Genomic DNA, 21,014 nt, shown 5'->3' with positions numbered 1-21,014 from the left:
AGGGCGGTGGGTGGCGGGGCCACCCACCGCCCTCATTCGGCTTCGCCGCGGACCTGCCGCAGCCACTGACGCCGCGCGGCCAGGCAAGGCTCGATGTCGGCCACGCTTTCCAGCGCCACCGCCTGCGCCTCGAGCCCGGCCGCCTCGATGATGATGCCGTAACGCCCACGCTCGGCACCGGCCCACCACTTGCCGCCGTCCTGCCAGAGCGCGAATTCCACCCGTTCACCGTCGACGGCGATGCCCACCATGCGCGGTTCCTGGCGGTCCAACTCGTCCAGCTGCCGCAGGTAGGCGTCCTTGTCCTCCACCACGGCGCGGGCGCCCAGCCGCATGGTTCGAATGCTCTGGTTTACCTCGTGGGCCGTGGTCAGGACCTGCGCATACGGCGAACCAAGCCCCGGGTCGCCATGCAGCAGCCCGTGCGGGCCGCCGTCGAAAATCCATTCGCCGACCATGACGCCGCCGTCCCACCCGCGCAGGCCGAAACACGGCAACTCCGGAAAAGTCTCCCGAATGCGCTGCTCCCCTTCGGCCACGATGGCCCAAAATCCGTCCTGGTCCCGCTGTCCCTCAACGCCCATGGAGCAAGTATGGCAGCGGCCTGCCCGGTTTCGCCCGAAAATTCTAGCCGCGGATTCAGCGGACCCGGCGGGCCCGTGCACCACGCCCGTGTCCCCGGCCGGCGATGCCGCCGCCACGAGGGACAGGCGGGTGCCGGCGCCCTACAGTTCGGCTTTGCCGGCCCGCCAGTAGCCCATGAACGCCACCTGTTTGCGGTCCACTCCCACGTCCCGGACCAGGTAACGGCGCAGCCCGCGGATGACCGCCGCCTCCCCCGCAATCCAGGCGTAGAACGGCCGGGTGGAACCGGCGGTGGTTTCCCACAGGATCACCTGGTCAATGTCCACTTCTTCGGGATCCTCCCCCGTCGCCGGCGTCAGGCCTGCTCCGGGCACAACGACGGCGGCGCGCACCGCTTCGTCCAGCAGTTCGCCGTGCGGGCGGCCGCCCCGCGCCAGCCAGGAGATCTGCACGTCCGCCGCAGACCGGATGTCCTGGAAGTCCGCCGGGTCGGGGACCTCGAGCACGGCGTGGCCCGTCATGTGCTTCGGGAGGCTCTCCAGGATGGACGCGATGGCGGGAACGGCGGTTTCGTCGCCGGCGAGCAGCACGTGCGAAGCCAGCCCGGGCCGCCACTCAATGCCGCCGTAGCTCTTCGCCGTCGCGCAGTTGGCCGCCGCGGCGTTCGGGCCGATGATGGTGACCTCGTCGCCGGGGACGGCGGCGGCCGCCCAGCACGACGCCGGACCGCCGTTTCCGTCGGCGTCGAAATGCAGCACGAAGTCCACGTCCAGTTCGGGCCCCCGCCCGCCTTCCGCCGGCCGGAAGGCGCGGACGGTGTAGGTGCGCATGGAGCCGCGGCGGGCCGGGTCCATGGCCAGCCACTGCTGGTACCAGCCGCCGCCCAGTTCCACGGCGGTGTCCGTGCCGGCCATGGTCTCCTGCTTGACCAGTGAGTCGGGACCGGCCGGGCGCACGGGGCGGCCGAATGCCGGCAGCGGCAGCGGCCGCCCGTCGGCGCCGGTGGACGGGATCATCACCTTGATCCGCAGATCCAGCGTCGGCCCGTCCACGCCGAAACGGCGGAGCGACTCCCCGGAAAAGGTGACCCGCCGGTAGCTCGGCGAAAGGTCCTCTACCCGGGCGACGGCTACGCCGAAGGCCAGCACCGGCACTACGGCGGATGTTTCAGTTGCTACGGCGGTCATCGTGCTCCGTTCTCCATGTCCGTTCCTTCGGCTGCGCGCCGGGTTTTCCTTCCGGCGCCGCCGGGACCCTCTCCAGGCGGTTGTCGGCGCCGGCCGGCCTCGCTCACGCCGCGGGTTCTTCGTGCTTGAGGTCCGGCGTGGACAGGACCGGGTCGGCGTCGTCTTCGGCCGGGGCGGGCGCCTCGCAGTGGTGGCGGCCGACCGGAACCACCATCGGCGTTCCGGACACCGGGTCCGGGATCACCCGCGATTCCAGTCCGAACACCGTCTGCACCAGCTCCTCGGTAACCACCTGCGCGGGGGCGCCCTCGGCCACCACCCGGCCATCCTTCATCGCCACGAGCTGGTCGGCGTAGCGGGCGGCCAGGTTCAGGTCGTGCAGCACGATGGCCACGGAGGTGCCGCGGCGCCGGTTCAGGTCGGTGATCAGGTCCAGCACCTCCACCTGGTGGGCCACGTCCAGGAACGTGGTCGGCTCGTCCAGCAGCAGCACGTCGGTCTCCTGGGCCAGCGCCATCGCGATCCACACCCGCTGGCGCTGGCCGCCGGAGAGTTCGTCCACGTTCCGGTCGCCGAGCTCCAGGGTGTCGGTGGCCGCCAGGGCCGCGCTGACGGCGTCGTCGTCCTCCCGGGTCCACTGCCGGAACCAGCCCTGGTGCGGATACCGGCCGCGGCCCACCAGTTCCGCGACGGTGATTCCGTCGGGGGCCGCCGGGCTTTGCGGCAGCAGGCCCAGCACCTTCGCCACGTCGCGGGTGGACTGCCGGTGGATGTCCTTGCCGTCCAGCAGCACGGACCCGGCACCCGGCTTGAGCAGCCGCGCCAGCCCGCGCAGCAGCGTCGACTTGCCGCAGGCGTTCGCCCCGACGATGATCGTCACCTTGCCTTCCGGCAGCCGGACGGTGAGGTCCTGCACCACGGTGCGCTGGTCGTATGCCAGCGTCAGGTTGCGGGATTCGAGCGTGCGCACTTAGCCTCCTTGGCCTCGGCGGTTGGTGGTGACCAGCAGCCAGAGCAGGAACGGCGCGCCCAGCGCGCCGGTCACCACCCCGACCGGCAGCGAGGCGCCGTCGGTCAGATACATCGGGATGAGGTTGGCCGCGGCGAAGTCGGCGGCCAGCACGATCAGGGCGCCCACCAGCGCGGCCGCCGGCAGCGATGCCGCGCCGCCCAGCAACCGGCGGGCAATCGGCCCGGACAGGAACGCGATGAACGCGACCGGACCTGCCGCCGCAGTGGCCGCGGCGGCCAGCAGCACCCCCACCGCCATCAGGCCCAGCCGGGCCGGGGCCACCCGGACACCCAGCGCGGCAGCGGCGTCGTCGCCCATTTCCAGGCCGTGCAGGCTGCGCGCCAACAGTGCCACGGCCACGAACAGAACGGCCAGCCCGGCCACCAGGACCGTGGCCCGGTCCCAATTGCTGGAGTTCAGCGACCCGTTGAGCCAGACCAGCGCGCCCTGGGCGGTGCGGATATCCGTGCGGGTCAGCAGGTAGCTGACCAGCGCCTGCATCACCGCCGCGAAGCCGATGCCCACCAGGATCAGCCGCGATCCGGCCGCCCCGGACACCGTGCTGGAGCGGTACGAGATCGCGTAGATTCCTCCCGCCACCACCAGCGCCCCGGCCATGGCGGCGACGGAGACCGCGGCGCCGGCCGCGCCGAACACGACGATCGCGGTCACGGCGGAGGCGCTGGCCCCGTAGCTGATGCCGATGATGTCCGGGCTGGCCAGCGGGTTCCGCAGCATGGTCTGGAAGATGCTTCCGGCCAGGCCGAACGCGAGCCCGACCAGCACGCCGATCACGGCCCGCGGCAGCTTGTGCTCCATAACGATGAAGCTGGCCCCGGGGATCTGTTCGCCGGCCAGCAGCCGGAAGAAGTCCGGGATGGTCACGGTGTAGCTGCCCAGCAGGACGTTGACAAAAAACAGGACGACGACGATGCCCGCCAGGGCGGCGATGAGCGCCGCGCGCCGCCGGCTGCGTCGTCCGGCCCTGACGGAAGCCGCGGCTCGCTGGCCGCCGCCTCCGCGGGTGCGGGGTAAATCTTCGAGTGCACCGTCCATATACCCTGCCCTCGACGATAAACCCTGCACTGGCCGGTCCGAAGCCTGGGACATGGCGGCCTCGGGCGTGGCGGCCTGGGGCGTGGCGGCCTCGGGCGCCTGCTGCGCCGATTCCGGGCGCTTCCCGCGCGGGGTGTCCACCTTGCTCACAGCCCGGCCGCTTTCCGCCGCCGGACCAGCCAGATGAACACGGGCGCGCCGATCACTGCGGTGGTGATGCCGGCTTCGATCTCGCCGGGCGGCGCAAGGAAGCGGCCGGCCACGTCGGCGCCGACCAGCAGCACGGGTGCCAGCACCATGGAATAGGGCAGGATCCAGCGGTAGTCGGGTCCGGTCAGGGCGCGGACCATGTGCGGGATGATCAGGCCCACGAAGGCGATCGGGCCGGCGATGGCGGTCGCCGCGCCGCACAGGATCACGACGCCGAGCGCCGTGATGGCACGGGACAGGCCCACCTTTTGGCCCAGGCCCCGGGCCACGTCGTCGCCCAGCGACAAGTTGTTCAGGATCCTCCCGGTGAACAGCGTGACCACCAGTCCGACGGCGATGAACGGGGCCACCTGGCCGATCAGGTCCCAGCCGCGGCCGGCCACCGATCCCACCTGCCAGTAGCGGAACCCCTCCAGCGTGTCCTGGTTGGTCACCAGCACCGAGTACATCAGCGAGCTCAGCCCCGCGGACAGGGCGGCTCCGGCCAGCGCCAGCTTGATCGGGGTGGCGCCTTCCCGTCCCATGCTGGCCACCCCGTAGACCAGCACGGCAGCGAGCGCGGCACCGGCGAACGCGAACCAGACGTAGCCGGAAAGTTGCGTCACGCCGAACAGGAAGATGCCCGCGACGACCGCGAGCGCGGCCCCGGCGTTTACGCCCAGGATGCCGGGATCGCCCAGCGGGTTGCGCGCCACGCCCTGCATGGCGGCGCCGGCGACGCCCAAGGCCGCTCCCACCAGCAGTCCGGTGACGGTCCGCGGGATGCGCGAGTGGACCACGGCGTGGTCTCCGTTGGCGGGGTCGAAGGCAACGAAGGCCTGGATAAACGTCTCCACGCCGATGGGGCGCGCCCCGAGGGCCAGCGAGGCACAGCAGATCAGCGCCAGCACCACCAGGGCGGCCGGGATACCCACCAGCACCCTGCGCGGCAGCCGTGCCGCACCGGGAGCGGTGGAGGACGGCCTGCCGGTCCCGTTGGCGCCGCCCGAAGCGCGGCCCAGCCGAGGCCCGGGCGCCGGACGGGAAGGTGCCGTCGCCGCCGGATCAGCTGGCATGCGCGTACCCCCTCGGGCCGGAAAAAGCGACTCAAGTAAGGCTAACCTATGTTCTCCGCGATTAAGAACCGCTTTCCTGCCCTAATTGCTGCCGGTCCCGCACGCAGGCCGCGCGCCCGGACAGCGCGGCACCCGCCCGCACACCCGCCGCCCGGGGCCGCCCGGTTCACGGCGGACTGCCGGGCATAATCGAGCCATGACGCATCCGATCGTCCTGCTGCACGGCTGGGCCTGCTCCGCCGGCTATTGGAAACCGTTGGCCGCCCGGCTCTCCGCCGGCGGCCGCGACGTCGCGGCCCCGGATCTTCCCGGCTACGGCAGCGGCCCGCCCGCCGGCTTCGACTGGACCGTGGAGAACGTCGCCGCGGCCCTGGTCGACCGCTTCGGCGGCGGGCCGGTGCACTGGGTCGGGCACTCCCTCGGCGGCAACATCGCCGCCACCATCGCGGCACGCTTTCCGCGGACGACGGCGTCGCTCACCGTGGTGGGGATGGTGCCGGTGCCGCCGTCGGCGGCAACCGTCGACAAGCTCAGCCGCCTGTTCGGCGGGGAATCTTCCGATCCGGCAGCGTACCTGGCCGCCGGCGAGGAGCTGATTCGCGCGTGGTTTAGCGGCGGCAACGAGCCGCAGGGCGCGGACCGCGTAACATTCCGGGCCCCCTTCAGGCGGCACCCCGACGTCGTGCGCCGCAGCCTGCCCGCGGGGCTGGCCGGGGCCGCACCCGAGGTCGCGGCACTGGTGGCCGCTCCCGCCCTCGTGGTGACCGGCACCCGCGATCCCACCCGGCCGCCTGCCGCGGTCGCGGACTTCCTGGCCCGGCACCCGCACTGGCACCACGTGGCCGTGCAGGACGCCGGGCACATGGTGCACTGGGAGCAGCCCGGCGCCTGCGCCGACGCGGTCCTGCGGCACGCGGAGTCCGCCGAGCGCGGCGCCTGACCCCGGCCGCGCGGGGCCCGGCCCTTCATCGAGGGCGCTAGGGCTGCTTGGCCGGATGCGTCTCCCGCTGGATGACCGGCATGATCTCGGTGGCCAGGAGTTCGATGGACCGGGCGGTGTCCGCGAACGGCAGCCCGCCAAGGCCCACCTGGGCCATGTAGCGGTCATGACCGAACAGTTGGTACTGCTCCATGATCTTGTCGATCACTTCCTGCGGGCTCCCGGCGAGCAGGCCGCCGCCCGGGCCGGCCCACGCTTCGAAGGTCTCGCGCGGGAAGTGTCCGGCCGGCCGCGGCATGTTCTGCTCGAAGTATGCGCGGTAGTACGGGTAGAACGTGTCGCGCGCCTGCTGCGAGGTCGGAGCCACGAAGAAGTGGCCGCCCGTTCCCACCGGCAGCGTGGCCGGGTCGTGCCCGTGCGCCGCGGCGGACTCACGGTAGTACTCAATGTGCCGGACGAAGTGCTGCGGACCGGAGAGCAGTGCCAGGTACAGCGGCAGCCCCAGGCGTCCGGCCCGCTCGAAGGAAGAAGGCGTGCCGCCCACGCCGACCCAGACCGGAAGCCTCTCTTGCAGCGGCCGCGGCGACACGTCCATGCCCCGGATGCTGTGATGGTAGGTGCCGTTCCAGGTCAGGTTCTCCTGTCCGCGGGCGGCCAGCAGCAACTGAAGCTTCTCTTCGAACAGTCCGTCATAGTCGGCCGTGTCGTACCCGAACAGCGGGTAGGACTCGGTGAAGGCGCCGCGGCCGGCAATGACCTCGGCGCGTCCGCCGGAGAGCAGATCCAGCGTGGCGAACTGCTCGAAGAGGCGCACCGGGTCCTGGGTGGACAGCACGGTCACCGCCGTGGCCAGACGCAGGTTGGTGGTCTCGCGGGCGATGGCAGCCAGGACGATTTCCGGCGCCGAAATGGCGAAGTCCTTGCGGTGGTGCTCGCCCAGCCCGAGGAACGAGATGCCCGCCTGGTCGGCAATCTTGGCCAGCTGGACCAGTTCCTCCAGGCGCTGGCGGGGCGACAGCGACTCCCCGCCCGGGCCGCGCGTTAATTCGCCGAAGGTAAAAATGCCGAAGTCCATGGTGCTCCCGGGGTTGCGTGCAATAACTAATTAGTTGAAGCTTCAGCTATTCGCAGTTATTCCCGTTCTCAAAATCCTCCCTCGGCAAAAGCGCTACCGGGCAGTAACATGAGGGGACAGCACAGGGCCTGGCGCCCGCAGGCCCGCGTCGAAGGGGACTGCCATGAGCGCCGAGACCGACCAGACAACTGCCGCCCGCACAGCCGCTGCCGGAACGAAGGCCGGGAACGCCGGCACGGCGCCCGACGCAGGACCATTGCCGGCCGAAGCAGGGACAGCCGGACCGGCCGAGACCGGCGAGCGCGAGGCGAGGGAACTCGCCGAGGCAGCCCGCGAAACCGAATGGAACCGGCCGAGTTTCGCCAAGGGCCTGTACATGGGCCGCTTCGACCTGGACCTGATCCATCCACATCCGCTGCCGGCTCCGTCCGAGCGCGAGGCCGGCGAAGCGTTTTTGGCGACGCTGGCGGAGTTCGCCCGGACCATGGACGGGGCGCGGATCGAGCGTGAGGCGAGAATCCCCGACGAGTACCTGGCCGGTCTGGCCGGGATCGGAGCGTTCGGCATCAAGATCCCGGTCGAATACGGCGGCCTCGGACTGTCGTTGCTGTACTACGGCCGCGCCCTGATGCTGCTGGGTTCCGTGCACCCCTCGCTCGGCGCGCTGCTCTCGGCCCACCAGTCCATTGGCGTGCCCGAGCCGGTAAAAGTCTTCGGCACCGAGGCGCAAAAGCGCGAATACCTGCCCCGCTGCGCGGCCGGCGCCGTGACGGCGTTCCTGCTGACCGAGCCCGACGTCGGCTCCGACCCCGCCCGCCTGGGCACCACCGCGACCCTCACCGAGGACGGCGACGCGTACCTGCTCAACGGCAGCAAGCTGTGGACCACGAACGGCGTGATCGCGGAACTGGTAGTGGTGATGGCCAAGGTGCCGGAGCATGACGGCCAGCGCGGCGGCATCTCCGCTTTCGTGGTGGAAGCGGATTCCCCCGGGATCACGGTGGAAAACCGCAACGCCTTCATGGGCCTGAGGGGCATCGAAAACGGCGTGACCCGGTTCGACAACGTCCGCGTCCCCGCAGCCAACCGCCTGGGCCGTGAAGGCCAGGGCCTGAAGATCGCCCTGACCACGCTGAATACCGGGCGCCTGTCCATTCCCGCGCTCTGCGCCGCGAACGGCAAGTGGTCCCTGAAGATCGCCCGCGAATGGTCCAATGCGCGGGTCCAGTGGGGCAAACCCGTGGGCAAGCACGAAGCGGTCGGCAAGAAGATCGCCTTCATCGCCGCGGGCTCCTTCGCTCTCGACGCGGTTTTTGAGCTGTCTGCCGGGCTCGCGGATGCCGGCATGAAGGACATCCGGATTGAAGCGGCGCTGGCCAAGCTGTGGTCCAGCGAATCCGCCTTCAGGATTGCCGACGAACTGGTCCAGATCCGCGGTGGCCGGGGTTACGAGACCGCCGCGTCTCTGGCTGCCCGCGGCGAGCGCGCCGTTCCGGCGGAACAAGCGTTCCGCGACATGCGGATCAACCGGATCTTCGAAGGCTCTACCGAAATCATGCACCTGCTGATTGCCCGCGAGGCCGTCGACGCCCACCTGGCCGCGGCCGGCGACCTGGCCTCGCCCGACGCAGACGCCCGGGCCAAGGCGAAGGCGGCCCTGGGCGCCAGCGGCTTCTACGCCAGCTGGCTTCCCCGGCTGCTCGCCGGCCGCGGCATGAACCCGCGGTCGTACAGCGAGTTCGGCCTGCTGGCCCGGCACCTGCGGTTCATCGAACGGTCCTCCCGCCGGCTGGCCCGGCAGACGTTCCTCGGGATGGGCCGGTGGCAGGCCGGGTTGGAAAAGCGGCAGGCCTTTTTGGGCAGGATCGTGGATATCGGCGCCGAACTCTTTGCCATGGCCGCCTGCTGCAGCCACGCCGAAATGCTGCGCAGCCGGGACGCCGCCCAGGGCAGGTCGGCCTACCAGCTGGCCGACGCCTTCTGCCTGCAGGCCCGGCAACGGATCGGCCACCTCTTCGATGACCTCTGGCGCAATTCCGATTCCAGCGACGGCCGGCTGGCCTCGCACGTGCTCGCGGGCGACTACACCTGGCTGGAAACCGGCGTGCTGGACCCGTCCGAGGGCACCGGACCGTGGATTTCCGGGCGCCCGGGCGGCGCCTCCGCCAAGGAAAACCTGCACCGCTCCTACCGCTGATTCCCCGTCTGGGGTCAGAGCAAGGGCCACACCCGGCGCTCCCTGTCGAAAACGTCCCAGGCCCGCGGCACCAGGCCCAGCGACACCTCGCACATCCGCCGCAGCTGCTGCATGCTCCCTGGGCGGAACTCCTCGATCCCGGAGTCGCTGAACGGATCCGGGTACCGGACCCCCTGTGCGGATGCCCACTGAAGCCCGTGCGAATGCCCGCTGCAGAACTGCCAGACATACATCAACGACGGCGGCAGGTCCCCCTCCCGCAGGTCCTTCAGGATCGAAGTCTGCGTACGGTTCTTGGTGGCGTAGCCCCAAGAACCGTCGGCCTTGGCGGCGAAAATCGGCGGCAGCTGCAGCGACTCGGCGGCCTCGTTGACCGCGCCGCGGAGCCCGTCGAAGTAATCCATGGCCCGGGCATGCCGCTCCGGCCGCAGGTCACCCAGATACGCATCCCAGAACGACGCGGCGTTGAAGACGTCGCGGGCAATGAGAACCAGGCCACGCCGCGCCCGCTCCGTGCCTTCTTCCGGCTGGAGTGCCCACAGCACCGTGGAGGTGCATTCGATGACCGTCCGCACCAGCGAGTACGGCGAGTGCGTGTGCACCCGGTACGACGTTGTTCCGTGCTCCCCCGGTTCCTCGAACAGCAGCCGGCGCAGCGCCAGCACATTGTCCGTCGCCGCGGCCAAGGACTGGTTCAGCAGGCTGCTCACGCTGTGGACCGCGGCGAATTGATCGTCCAGCAGCGCCAGCGCGGACCCCTGCTCGACGGCGGCCCCGTCCCGCAGCAGCCATGGCTCAAGGTCGCGCAGCATCTGCAGGACGGCCAGGGCCGCTCGGCTCTCCGGATCCGCTCCGAAGACCGAGCGCACCGGGCCGCAGGAGGCACCGCCGTCGTCCATTGGGCCATGGTAGCGCCGCCCACCGCCGGGCCGCCCGCGGCACCGGCCTTCCTGTCTTGCGTCGCCAGGCCGCCCGCGGCACCGGCCTTCCTGACGTGCGCTGCCGGTCCGCCCGCGGCGCCCGACCTACCTAGCGAACGCGGCCGGAACGGCGTGCGCGGCCGGAACGGGCAGCAATCAGCAGCCCGGCGCCCGTCAGCCCGATGCCCACCAGCGTCTGCGGCCCGACCGCGCTCCCCGCGGAGGGCCAGAAGAGATCCAACACCAGCGCACCCACCAGTTGCCCGCCGATCACCGTCAGTGTGGTCAGCAGCACGCCGGTGCTGGCCACCGCGACGGTGCCGGCGGCCAGGATCAAGGTTCCGAGCGGCCCGCCCAGGTACAGCCACCAGTCGCCGGTGATCAGGTCGGTTCGCCCGGTCATCAGCGCCTGGGCGGCCCAGACCGCCAGCAGGGCGACCGTCCCCACCCCGAAGTTCAGCAGCGTGGAAATCACCGGGCTGCCGTGTGCCGCGCCGACCTGGCCGAGAACGCCTTGCTGCACGCTCTGCATCAACCCGGCCACCAGCGGGATCAGCATGAACAGTACGAGCAGCCCCGCGGTCCTTGACGTTCCGAGGTGGGCGCTGGCGGCAATGAGCGAGGCCAGGAAAGCCAGCGCCGCGCCGGCGAACCTGGCGCCGCTGACCGCGATTTTCCGTCCGGCCCCGATCCCCCACCGGTCCATCAGGAGGCCGGAAGCCATTTGGCCGGACACAATGGCGATGGTGAACAGCGACAACCCGATCGGCCCGACGGTGGCCGCCTGGGCGAACACGTAGAAGGCGCCGACCAACCCGGCCCCCAGGTACCAGCGCGGATAGGCCCGCTGCCGCAGGAGCCGGGGAACGGCGCGCAGCTTGCCCCGCACCGACGGGTGCACGAGTGTGAAGAGCAGAACGGCCGCCAACCCGGTACCGAAACTGACCAGGGCCGCTCCCACCTGGTCCCCCAGCTCGATGCCCAACTGGCTGTTGAGGCGGCTCTGCATGGCCAGTCCGACCCCTGCCAACGACGCCAGGAACAACGCCAGCGGCGCTGATATCCGAATGCCTTGGCGGTGCGCCACGTTCTGCCCGCCGGGCGGGGAGGCACCGCCGCCGGGGCCTCGGGGAGAATCTGCGGGCCGGTCGGTGTGCACCTGCCGATGCTATCCCGGACGGCCAGGGAACCGCCGCACCGGACCACTTGACCTTGCCGCTGCGTCAAGCTCCATAGTGGTTGCCATGGGAACAGCACCGCAGGTTGGACGGGGCGAATACTCGATCCAGGAGGTCGCCAAGGCGGCGGGAACAACCAGCAGAACCCTCCGGCATTACCAGGACATTGGCCTGCTTGAGCCGAGCCGTATCGGCCACAACGGCTACCGCTATTACGACGACGGAGCCCTCCTTCGGTTGCAGCGCATTTTGCTGCTGCGGGAGCTCGGGTTGGGGCTGCCGGAGATCGGCAAGGTGTTCGAGGGCACCCGGGACGCGTCGGCCGCCCTGCGCGTTCACCTGGAACTGCTCCTGCAGGAGCGCGATCGCCTGGAACGGCAGATCGCCTCCGTCAAGACCACCATCGACAAGACAGAAAGGGGTGAGGATCTCGTGGCCAGTGAAATGTTCGACGGATTCGACCACACGCAGTACAAGCAGGAGGTCGAAGAGCGCTGGGGCAAGGATGCGTATGCCAAGGGCGACAAGTGGTGGCGCGGGATGTCCGACGCGGAGCGGAAGGCTTGGACGGAACGGTCCCGCCAGCTGATGGCCGACTGGGTCGCGGCCAGCCAGGCCGGGGTAGCCGCCCACAGCGCGGAGGCTCAGGCCCTGGCGCAGCGCCAGTTCGACTGGCTTTCCAGTGCCAACGGCGGCCAGCAGGTGTCCTACGGTTACTTCACCGGTCTGGGCGAGATGTACGTGGCCGACCCGCGGTTCGGCGCCAACTACGGCGGCGAGGCCGGCGCGTCTTTCGTGCGGGATGCCATGAAGGCCTACGCCGAGAGGCATTTGGCTTAGTGCCGGCCCCTGTCAGCCCAGGCCGGCGGTCGTCTTCCGGCACGCCTCGACGAAGGGCTTGAGCAGCGCCTGTAACTGCCCTTCGGGCGACCCGGGTTCTTCGGGGTGCCACTGGACCGCCAGCAGCCAGCCTTCATCGGGGCGGGCGAGTTCCACGGCTTCCACCACGCCGTCGGCCGCAGTGGCCACGACGCGGAGCCGGTCACCCAACCGGCGCACCGCTTGGTGATGGCCGGACTGGACCGCGACTTCGCCGGTGCCGAGCGCCGCCGCCAGCAGGCTGTCGGGGGCAATCCGCACCGGATGGCTGGCCATGGGCGGCTGCGGCCGATGTATCTTGTGGAACGACTCCGGGCCCAGATCCTCAAAGAGGGTGCCGGCGAAGGCGACGTTGATCAGCTGGAGTCCGCGGCAGATGCCGAGGACCGGCCGGCCGTTGGCAATAGCCCCCTTGACCAGGTCGATCTCGGTCTCGTCGGCGGCCGTGTCCACGCCGTGGACGGTTTTTTCGTCGGTGTCGCCGCCGTAGCGGGCCGGGTCCACGTCCCCGCCGCCCAGGATGACCACGCCGTCATAGTCGAGCGCGCTGAAGACGTGGCCCGACGCGGAATTCACGACGACGGGATTCGCGCCGGCGGCTTCCAGGCCTGCGGCCGCGTGCCGGGCCAGAGAGGCCAGGACGTCAGAGAACCAGACGGGATGCGACGCGGCGTCCCGGGCGTAGCTGACGGCAATGCGGGGCCGGGCGGTGCGGTGGCCGGAACGGCCGGCGTCGCGCGGCTCGGCGCGGGCTACGCCCGCGGGGCCGTCATCGAGGGCGCCCGCGTCGAGGCGGACGCCGCCCGCGGGGCGGTCCTCGACGGTCCCCGCGCCCAGGCGGGCACCGCCGTCGTCATGCACCCCGCGGGACATGCTGCTAAGCGGGGTAGAGCGGGTTGTGGCCGGCGGTGACACGTTCGGATTCGCGCACCGGACCCGGTGCGGTGCCGTCCCCGAAGGGGCTGCCGCCGAGGGCCTCGCGGCCGTGATCGGTCAGCCAGCCGGAGAGCTCGGGGCCCTGCGGGACGATCCGGGTGGGATTGATGTCCTCGTGCACGATGTAATAGTGCTGCTTGATCTGCACGAAGTCGGTGGTGTCGCCGAAGCCCGGGGTCTGGAAGAGGTCACGGGCGTAGCCCCACAGCGCGGGCATCTCGGTCAGCTTGTTCCGGTTGCACTTGAAGTGGCCGTGGTAGACCGCGTCGAAGCGGGCCAGCGTGGTGAAGAGGCGGACGTCGGCTTCGGTAATCGTGTCGCCCATCAGGTAGCGCCGGCTGGTGAGGCGCTCCTCGAGCCAGTCCATGGCCGCCCAGAGCCGGTCGTAGGCGGCGTTGTAGGCTTCCTGCGACCCGGCGAAACCGCAGCGGTAGACGCCATTGTTGACCTCGGTGTAGATGCGCTTGATGACCGGCTGCATCTCCTCGAGTTTGTCGGCCGGCAGCAGGTCCGGCGCGCCCTCGCGGTGGTGCTCCTTCCACTCGGTGGAGAAGTCCAGGGTCATCTGCGGGTAATCATTGGTGACGACGGCGCCGCTCGCCTCGTCCACGATGGCCGGCACGGTGATGCCGCGGGGGTAGTCCGGGAAGCGCTTGAAGTAGTTCTCCTGCAGGCGCTCGGTGCCCAAAACCGGGTCCCGGCCGCCGGGATCCAGGTCAAAGGTCCAGGAACGGGCGTCGTGGGTGGGGCCGGGCAGGCCGAGTGAAATGGCGTCCTCGAGCCCGAGCAGGCGCCGGACGATGATGGCGCGATTGGCCCAGGGGCAGGCGCGGGCGGCGACCAGGCGGTAGCGGCCGGCCTCAACCGGCCAGGCTTTGGCGCCGTCGCCGAGGCCGCCGTTCGGGTTGCCGATGGTGCCGCCGGTCGGCCCGTCCGAGGCACGCACGGCATCGGGATCGGCCACGATCCGGTCCTCGATGTAGTTCGTGTCCCGGTCGAACTCTTCGCCGCTGTGGACGTAGGCGCCCTTGGTGCTGAACTCCGCCGTGTCGCTGCTCTGGCTCATGCCTCCACCATATCGGCCGGTCGGCCACCGCTGGCAAGGGTTCGCTGCCGGCCTAGCCTGCGCCGGGCCGGTCGGTCATCCGCGCATCCTGTGCAGCAGCAGGGCCACGTGCAGCGACGTCCGCGACTCGGCGTCCTCGAGCGGGACGCCGAGCTGCTCCTGCAGGCGCGCCAGCCTCGCATAAAGCGTGGGGCGGCTGAGGTAACCGTCGCGCGCGAGCCGGGCCTTGTTGCCACCGGCCTCCAGGTACCGCTGCAGCAGGTCCAGGGCGTCGCGGTCGTGGGCGACGGCGGCGAGTTCGGCGTCGGCGAAGGCGGCCACGCGCGGATCGTCGCGCAGCAGGGAGAGCACGCCGCGCAACCGGACGTCCGAAGACCGGTAGAACCGTTTGCCGGTGCCGAGCCCGGCCGCGGCCTCGGCCACATGTGCCGCTTCGTCCATCCCCGCGGCAGCGGCCAGCAGCTCCTGCCGGCCGCGGCCAACCCCCACGGTCCAGTCGGGGCTGGTCTGCTCGGCCAACTGGCCGCACAGCCGTTCCAGCACGGGGTCTTCCAGCTGCCTGGCCGGCACCGAGACCAGCAGCCCGATGGAGCCGGCCTGCAGGCTGGCTGCCAGCACCGACACCCGGGCGGCCGCGGCCACACTGTTCAGCAAGTCCAGCAGCGCCCGCTCCCGCCGCTGCAGTTCGATCGGTTCTTCGGCGGCAGGCCGCGCCAGCTGGAACACCACCGGCAGGTAGACCGGAGCGGACGCCAGCCCCAGGGCCGCAGCTCGGGCCAGGGCCTCGGGCTCTTCCAGTGCGCCGGGCCGGCGGAGTTCGTGCAGCAGGCCGGAGCGGGCCTGATGGGCAAGTTCGCGCTGGTCCCGTTCCGCCATGCGGTTGATGGTCAGGGCCTGGCCGGCCCGTTCCAGCACCATGGCGGCGTCGGCGTCGGCGGTTTCGGCAGTCCCGTCCGCCCGCCCGCCGGCCAACGGTTCGCCTGCCACCGGCACCACGAGGCGGCCCCAGCGCTGGCCGCGCAGTCCCACCGGCGCCTGCAGCCAGCCTGCCGAGCCGGCACGGGCCGTCTCCTCGCGATAGTGCACCAGGCGCGAGCGTTCGGCCCAGCCGTCGAGCAGTTCCGAAGCAGGCATGCCGGCCGGGGCGAAAGCGAGCACCAGATGGGCCACGTCTTCCAGCACCACGGGAGCATTGATCAGTTCGGCGGCCCGGGCCACAATCTCCTCCGGCGGGGCGTTCTCCAGGCTGAGCATGGTGAAAACCTCGTGCACCTGGCGCGATCGCTCCAGCTGCGCCAGCTGTCCGGCCACCAGCATGCGGTGCACCACCTCGGTGACCTCCACAAATCGGATGCGGCGGGTCACCAGGATGACCGGCAGGCCGGCGGTGCGGCCGGCCTCGCGCAGTGCGGCGGCGGCCCGGGGCCTCTGGGCGGTGATTTCGACGATGACGGCGGCGGCCCCTGCCGCTGCCAGCTCGGCGAGGTAGCGGGTGGCTTCGGCGGCGGAGTCCTCGAACGCCAGGCCGGTGGTCAGGACCAGCTCGCCGCCCTCCAGGAGGCCGGCAAGGCTCCGCAACTCGGCCACGTGGACCCAGCGGACGGGCGAGGCCAAGGCGTCGGCGCCCGAGAGGACCTCGGGTTCGCCGGCCCGCACCACCTCGAGGTCGAGTACGTCCCGCACGCTCAGCTGCATTGACACAGTGTAAGCCCCAACGCGTATCTTCCGACAGAGTGTCAGTGGCACGGGCGGACGGGGCACCCGAGGATAGGGGAAGACCCATCGCACGTGTCCCCGTTCACTTCCTGGCCGGGGGCCAAGTGCGGGCAACAACTCGAAACAAGGAGAACCATGCAGACCATCCAGCACTGGATCCAGGGGACCTACACGGCCCCGCAGCCCGACAGCCGACTCGGCGACGTGAGCAACCCGGCCACCGGCAAAGTCTCCGCCCGCGTCGCCCTCGCCAGCACCGCCGTCGTCGATCAAGCGGTGCAGGCGGCGGCGGCAGCGTTCCCGGCCTGGCGCGACACGTCGCTGGCCCGCCGCATGCAGATCCTGTTCAACTTCCGCGAGCTGCTGAACGCGCGCAAGGGCGAACTGGCCGCCATCATCACCGCCGAACACGGCAAGGTGCTGGACGACGCGCTCGGCGAGGTGTCGCGCGGGCAGGAGGTTGTGGAATTCGCCTGCGGCATCCCGCACCTGCTGAAGGGCGGCTACACGGAGAACGCCTCCACCAAAGTGGACGTGCACTCGATCCGGCAGCCGGTGGGGCCGGCGGCGATCATCTCCCCCTTCAACTTCCCCGCGATGGTACCCATGTGGTTCTTCCCGGTGGCGATCGCCAGCGGCAACACCGTGGTTTTGAAGCCCAGCGAAAAGGACCCCACGGCCGCCAACTGGATGGCCGAGCTGTGGAAGGAAGCCGGGCTGCCCGACGGCGTCTTCAACGTGGTGCACGGCGACAAGGAAGCCGTGGACGCCCTGCTGGAGCACCCTGAGATCAAGTCCGTTTCCTTCGTCGGATCGACGCCGATCGCCCGCTACGTGTATGAGCGCGGCACGGCCTCCGGCAAGCGGGTGCAGGCGCTGGGCGGGGCCAAGAACCACATGCTCGTGCTCCCCGATGCCGACCTGGACCTTGCCGCGGATGCCGCGGTGAACGCCGGCTACGGCGCGGCCGGCGAGCGCTGCATGGCGATCTCCGCGGTGGTGGCAGTGGAATCCGTCGCGGACGAACTGGTGGCCAAGATCGCCGAGCGGACCGCAAAGCTGCGCGTGGGCGACGGCCTGCGCGGCACGGACATGGGCCCCCTGATCACGGCGGCTCACCGGGACAAGGTGGCCGGCTACATCACGGCAGGCGTTGAAGCAGGCGCCGAACTGGTGTTGGACGGGCGCAGCGTGGAGCCGGATGCGGAGGGCGACGGCTTCTTCCTGGCCCCGACGCTGTTCGACCGGGTGACACCGGAGATGTCCATCTACACGGATGAGATCTTCGGACCGGTCCTGTCGGTGGTGCGGGTGCCGGGCTACGACGAAGGGCTGGCGCTGATCAACGGGAATCAGTACGGCAACGGCACGGCGATTTTCACCAACGACGGCGGTGCCGCCCGCCGCTTCGAGAACGAGGTGCAGGTGGGTATGGTGGGGATCAATGTGCCGATCCCGGTGCCCATGGCGTACTACTCGTTCGGCGGCTGGAAGAACTCGCTGTTCGGTGACAGCCATGCGCATGGTTCCGAGGGCGTGCACTTCTTCACCCGCGGCAAGGTTGTGACCTCGCGCTGGCTGGATCCGAGCCACGGCGGCATCAACCTCGGCTTCCCGCAGAACATCTAGGAGGAGAGAGCCATGACCACCACCACAGGCACACCGTTGAGCCCGGCGGAACTGGAAGCCGGCCGCCGCGCCTATCAGCTGGACCGGCAGCATGTGTTCCATTCCTGGTCCGCCCAGGAACAGATCACGCCCATGGTTGTCACCCGGGCGGAGGGGTCCTGGGTCTGGGACGGCGAGGGCAACCGGCTGCTGGACTTCTCCTCGCAGCTGGTCAACACCAATATCGGCCACCAGCATCCCAAGGTGGTCGCGGCCATCCAGGAGCAGGCCGGGCTGCTGTGCACCGTGGCACCCCAGCATGCAAACGCCGCCCGGTCCGAGGCCGCGCGCCTGATCGCCGAGCTGACCCCCGGGGACCTGAACCGGGTCTTCTTCACGAACGGCGGCGCGGACGCCGTGGAGCACGCGGTCCGGATGGCCCGGCTCCACACCGGCCGCTACAAGGTGCTTTCCGCCTACCGCTCCTACCACGGCGGGACGGCGCTGGCGGTCAACATCACCGGCGACCCGCGGCGGGTGGCGAACGACTACGGCAACGCCGGCACGGTCCACTTCCACGCACCCTTCCTGTACCGCAGCCAGTTCCACTCCGCGGACGAGGCGCAGGAATGCCAGCGCGCGCTGGAACATCTGGAAACCACGATCCAGCTGGAGGGCGCCGACCGCTTTGCCGCGATCATTTTGGAGTCCATTCCGGGAACGGCGGGGATCATGGTGCCCCCGCCCGGCTACCTCCAGGGTGTCCGCGAGCTGGCGACCAAATACGGGATCGTGTTCATCGCCGACGAGGTGATGGCCGGGTTCGGCCGTGCCGGCAAGTGGTTCGCCATCGACCACGCCGGCGTGGTGCCGGACCTGCTCACCTTCGCCAAGGGCGTGAACTCCGGCTACGTGCCGCTGGGCGGCGTGGCGATCTCCGAGGAGATCTACGCGACCTTCGCCCACCGCGCGTACCCCGGCGGGTTGACCTATTCCGGGCACCCGCTGGCCTGCGCCGCGGCGGTGGCCACGATCAACGCGATGCGGGACGAGAAGATGGTCGAGCATGCAGCGGACCTGGGCACCACGGTGTTCGGCCCGGGGCTTGCCGAGCTGGCGGCCAAGCACCCGTCGGTCGGCGAGGTCCGCGGCGTCGGGGCCTTCTGGGCGGTGGAACTGGTGCGCGACCGGGCCACGCGCGAGCCGCTGGCGCCGTACGGTTCCTCCAGCCCGGAGATGAACGAGCTGATCGCGGCCTGCAAGTCCCGTGGGCTGCTGCCGTTCGCCAACTTCAACCGGATCCATGTGGTGCCGCCGCTGAACATCAGTGCGGAGGATGCGCGCACCGGCCTGGCCGTCCTGGACGAGGTGCTGGAGCTGGCGGACACGCACGCGGCGGGCTGAGCGGGCGCGGCGGGCGCGCCGGGGCTATGCGCGTTCGCCGCGGGCCTGCCGGGACGGGCCGCGGCCTGCGGTCCGCTCCCGGCATCCTGCGGATACGTTCCGCGGCCGCTGTCTTGGTAGGTTGTTCACTTACCGCATGAAGCTACCGCAGGAGAGCCAGGAGCATGGGCATGCATTGGGATCGGTTGGATGAGCAACTGCGCCCGCAGGTGGAAGCCAGCACGGCGCACTACGAGCGGGTTCGCCCGGCGTTGGAAACGGTCACCTCGCAGCTGCAGTCGGACATCCGCAACATCTTCCGCACCGCCGAACTCACGCCGCTGTTCGTCACGGCCCGGACCAAGAGCGTGGAGTCTTTCCGCGACAAGGCGTCGCGGATGCTCCAGCCGGCCGAACCCGGCGGCGCCCCGGCGCTGGAATTCCCCGATCCGCTGCGCGAAATCCAGGATCTGGTGGGCGTGCGGGTGATCGTCAGCCTGCCGCACCAGATCCGGCAGGCCGCAGCGTTGATCAAGCGCCAGCGCAGCGACTTCGACTGCCGTGCCGACCGGGAGAAGGATATCGGCTCGATCGAGTCAGGCACCTATGGGTACGCCAGCCGACACCTGATCCTGCGCACGCTGCAGAACAACGCGGTGAAGGCGTACCAGCAGGCCCTGGGTGAACCTGCCCGCGCCACCGGCAGCTACCTCTTCGAAGTACAAATCCGTACGATCCTTTCGCACGCCTGGTCGGAATTGGAGCACGATATCCGCTTCAAGTCCGCTGACCCGCGTGCCTGGAGCCCCTATTTCGACCGCCAGTTCACGGCCACGGCCGCCATGCTGGAAGCGGTCGAATCGGCCTTCGCCGAACTCCACGATCGCTACGAAACCGTCACCGGCTACTGGGACGAAGAGGGCGAAGGCGCCGCGCCGCTGACCCCCCGCCGGGTCCGCGAGGTCTGGCAGACCCTGCTGCCGCACGTGGACCGCAAGTCCGACGACGACTGGGGCTGGGCGGCGGAGCTGCTGGCGGCGCACGGCCTGAAGACCACGACCGAGCTGGCGGCCTTGCTGAATCCGGAAACCATCACGGATGTCCGCGCCGCCCTGGAACACCGCTACTCCCCCGGACCGGACCGCCTGCTGGACGATCTGCTGCTGTGGCGCTTCGGCCGCCGCCACATCGAGCTCACCGCCGGCGAGGACGAGCACCGGCGCGAGTCGCTGCAGCGCCGGTTCCGGCAGCTGGAGACCTACCGCCAGGGCATGTAGGCGGCCGCCCGACAGGTCGCTTGCCCGTTCACCCGGCCGGCGCTGCGGGGCTCAGGCGGCCGGCGCTGCGGGGCTCACGCGGCCGGCGCTGTGGGGCTCACCGGGGTGAAGGCGAAGCGGTCCCGTCCAACCAGCAGCCCGATGGCCGCCTGCGCCACGGCAATCAGGCACAGCAGCGCCAGGGAGGTTTCCCAAGCCCCGGTGGCGGCGAAGAGCCCGCCGAAAATCGGCGGACCGGCGGCGGCCAGCAGGTAGCCGATCGACTGGGCCATCCCGGAGAGGGCGCCGGCTTCGCGGTGGGTGCGGGTGCGCAAGCCGAAGAGCGAGAGCGCGGTGACCAGGGAACTGCCGCAGCCGAAGCCCGCCACCAGCACCCAGAACAGCATGACCTGCGGCATCAGCATCATGCCCAGGCCGCCTGCCACCACCACCAGGGGCGGCAGCGAGGCGGCCAGGCGCTGGGTCGGCCCGCGCAGGGCAACGGGGGTCAGCAGGCTGGATACCACGCCGATCAGCTGGAACAACATGAGGTCCCAGCCGGAGGCCAGGTCCCCGCGGCCGTGAAAACGTTCCAGAGTGGGCAGCCACGTGATGAGAATGTAGAAGGTCATCGACTGCAACCCCATGTACACCGTCACATGCCAGGCGAGGCCGGACTTCCACACCGAACCGCGCACCAGCGCCGGGGCCGCGGCGGCGGCACGGGCCCGCTCTTCGGCCGCGGTGCCGCCGCG

18 protein-coding genes are annotated in these 21,014 nt (G+C 70.4%); 6 read left to right on the top strand and 12 right to left on the bottom strand.

Features of this window, described 5'->3' with window-relative positions; all coding sequences use genetic code 11:
- Positions 1-32: 32 nt before the first annotated feature.
- From AC5RUH_RS10190 to AC5RUH_RS10170, 5 genes are all read right to left on the bottom strand, one after another.
- Complete coding sequence (locus AC5RUH_RS10190) at positions 33-584, bottom strand: hypothetical protein (protein WP_494022323.1); 552 nt, start codon at positions 582-584, stop codon at positions 33-35.
- Between the two features lie 141 nt (positions 585-725).
- On the bottom strand, positions 726-1,772 hold the full coding sequence (locus AC5RUH_RS10185) for a siderophore-interacting protein (RefSeq protein WP_494128510.1): 1,047 nt from the start codon (positions 1,770-1,772) through the stop codon (positions 726-728).
- Between the two features lie 103 nt (positions 1,773-1,875).
- Positions 1,876-2,742 (bottom strand): ABC transporter ATP-binding protein, encoded by an 867-nt coding sequence (locus AC5RUH_RS10180; RefSeq protein ID WP_494025292.1) that lies wholly within the window; start codon positions 2,740-2,742, stop codon positions 1,876-1,878.
- Complete coding sequence (locus AC5RUH_RS10175; RefSeq protein ID WP_494128509.1) at positions 2,743-3,990, bottom strand: FecCD family ABC transporter permease; 1,248 nt, start codon at positions 3,988-3,990, stop codon at positions 2,743-2,745.
- Positions 3,987-5,105: a FecCD family ABC transporter permease gene (locus tag AC5RUH_RS10170; protein ID WP_494128508.1), complete on the bottom strand. Its 1,119-nt coding sequence runs from the start codon at positions 5,103-5,105 to the stop codon at positions 3,987-3,989. The genes AC5RUH_RS10175 and AC5RUH_RS10170 overlap by 4 nt, the downstream gene beginning before the upstream one ends.
- Positions 5,106-5,301: 196 nt before the next feature.
- On the opposite strand from AC5RUH_RS10170, the gene AC5RUH_RS10165 reads away from it, so the two are divergent.
- Positions 5,302-6,045, top strand: coding sequence for an alpha/beta fold hydrolase (locus AC5RUH_RS10165; RefSeq protein WP_494012915.1), 744 nt, complete (start codon positions 5,302-5,304; stop codon positions 6,043-6,045).
- Positions 6,046-6,082: 37 nt separating this feature from the next.
- Here the strand turns inward: AC5RUH_RS10165 and AC5RUH_RS10160 are convergent, their stop codons facing one another.
- A complete protein-coding gene (locus AC5RUH_RS10160; protein WP_494012916.1) occupies positions 6,083-7,120 on the bottom strand; it encodes an LLM class flavin-dependent oxidoreductase in 1,038 nt (345 codons plus the stop codon).
- Between the two features lie 163 nt (positions 7,121-7,283).
- Here AC5RUH_RS10160 and AC5RUH_RS10155 point away from each other — a divergent pair, with 163 nt between their 5' ends.
- Complete coding sequence (locus AC5RUH_RS10155) at positions 7,284-9,317, top strand: acyl-CoA dehydrogenase family protein (protein ID WP_494128507.1); 2,034 nt, start codon at positions 7,284-7,286, stop codon at positions 9,315-9,317.
- Positions 9,318-9,331: 14 nt separating this feature from the next.
- Here AC5RUH_RS10155 and AC5RUH_RS10150 read toward each other — a convergent pair whose 3' ends face one another.
- Both AC5RUH_RS10150 and AC5RUH_RS10145 read right to left on the bottom strand, forming a co-directional pair.
- A complete protein-coding gene (locus AC5RUH_RS10150) occupies positions 9,332-10,216 on the bottom strand; it encodes a hypothetical protein (RefSeq protein WP_494128506.1) in 885 nt (294 codons plus the stop codon).
- A 130-nt stretch (positions 10,217-10,346) separates the two neighbouring features.
- Positions 10,347-11,396: a DMT family transporter gene (locus AC5RUH_RS10145; protein WP_494000746.1), complete on the bottom strand. Its 1,050-nt coding sequence runs from the start codon at positions 11,394-11,396 to the stop codon at positions 10,347-10,349.
- Between the two features lie 85 nt (positions 11,397-11,481).
- Here AC5RUH_RS10145 and AC5RUH_RS10140 point away from each other — a divergent pair, with 85 nt between their 5' ends.
- Positions 11,482-12,255: a MerR family transcriptional regulator gene (locus tag AC5RUH_RS10140; protein ID WP_494000747.1), complete on the top strand. Its 774-nt coding sequence runs from the start codon at positions 11,482-11,484 to the stop codon at positions 12,253-12,255.
- A 12-nt stretch (positions 12,256-12,267) separates the two neighbouring features.
- Here the strand turns inward: AC5RUH_RS10140 and AC5RUH_RS10135 are convergent, their stop codons facing one another.
- The 3 genes from AC5RUH_RS10135 to AC5RUH_RS10125 form a co-directional block, all read right to left on the bottom strand.
- A complete protein-coding gene (locus AC5RUH_RS10135; RefSeq protein ID WP_494000748.1) occupies positions 12,268-13,167 on the bottom strand; it encodes a gamma-glutamyl-gamma-aminobutyrate hydrolase family protein in 900 nt (299 codons plus the stop codon).
- Between the two features lie 4 nt (positions 13,168-13,171).
- The gene (locus AC5RUH_RS10130; RefSeq protein ID WP_494000749.1) at positions 13,172-14,296 is read right to left on the bottom strand and encodes a glutathione S-transferase family protein; all 1,125 of its coding nucleotides are present in this window, start codon (positions 14,294-14,296) and stop codon (positions 13,172-13,174) included.
- Positions 14,297-14,371: 75 nt separating this feature from the next.
- Positions 14,372-15,991, bottom strand: a complete 1,620-nt coding sequence (locus tag AC5RUH_RS10125) for a PucR family transcriptional regulator (RefSeq protein ID WP_494000750.1) — start codon at positions 15,989-15,991, stop codon at positions 14,372-14,374.
- Positions 15,992-16,147: 156 nt separating this feature from the next.
- Between AC5RUH_RS10125 and AC5RUH_RS10120 the strand changes: the two genes are divergently transcribed.
- The 3 genes from AC5RUH_RS10120 to AC5RUH_RS10110 all read left to right on the top strand — a co-directional run bounded on the left by AC5RUH_RS10120 (position 16,148) and on the right by AC5RUH_RS10110 (position 20,280).
- Positions 16,148-17,641, top strand: coding sequence for a CoA-acylating methylmalonate-semialdehyde dehydrogenase (locus AC5RUH_RS10120; RefSeq protein ID WP_494000751.1), 1,494 nt, complete (start codon positions 16,148-16,150; stop codon positions 17,639-17,641).
- 12 nt (positions 17,642-17,653) lie between these two features.
- Complete coding sequence (locus AC5RUH_RS10115; RefSeq protein ID WP_494000752.1) at positions 17,654-19,024, top strand: aspartate aminotransferase family protein; 1,371 nt, start codon at positions 17,654-17,656, stop codon at positions 19,022-19,024.
- Positions 19,025-19,188: 164 nt separating this feature from the next.
- The gene (locus AC5RUH_RS10110; protein ID WP_494000753.1) at positions 19,189-20,280 is read left to right on the top strand and encodes a GTP pyrophosphokinase; all 1,092 of its coding nucleotides are present in this window, start codon (positions 19,189-19,191) and stop codon (positions 20,278-20,280) included.
- A 74-nt stretch (positions 20,281-20,354) separates the two neighbouring features.
- Here the strand turns inward: AC5RUH_RS10110 and AC5RUH_RS10105 are convergent.
- A partial coding sequence (locus AC5RUH_RS10105; protein ID WP_494128505.1) for an MFS transporter occupies positions 20,355-21,014 on the bottom strand: 660 nt, incomplete at its 5' end.

Source organism: Arthrobacter sp. Y3223166 (assembly GCF_059090935.1).
Note: the sequence above shows the minus strand (reverse complement) of the source record. Positions and strands in the feature narration are given on the sequence as shown.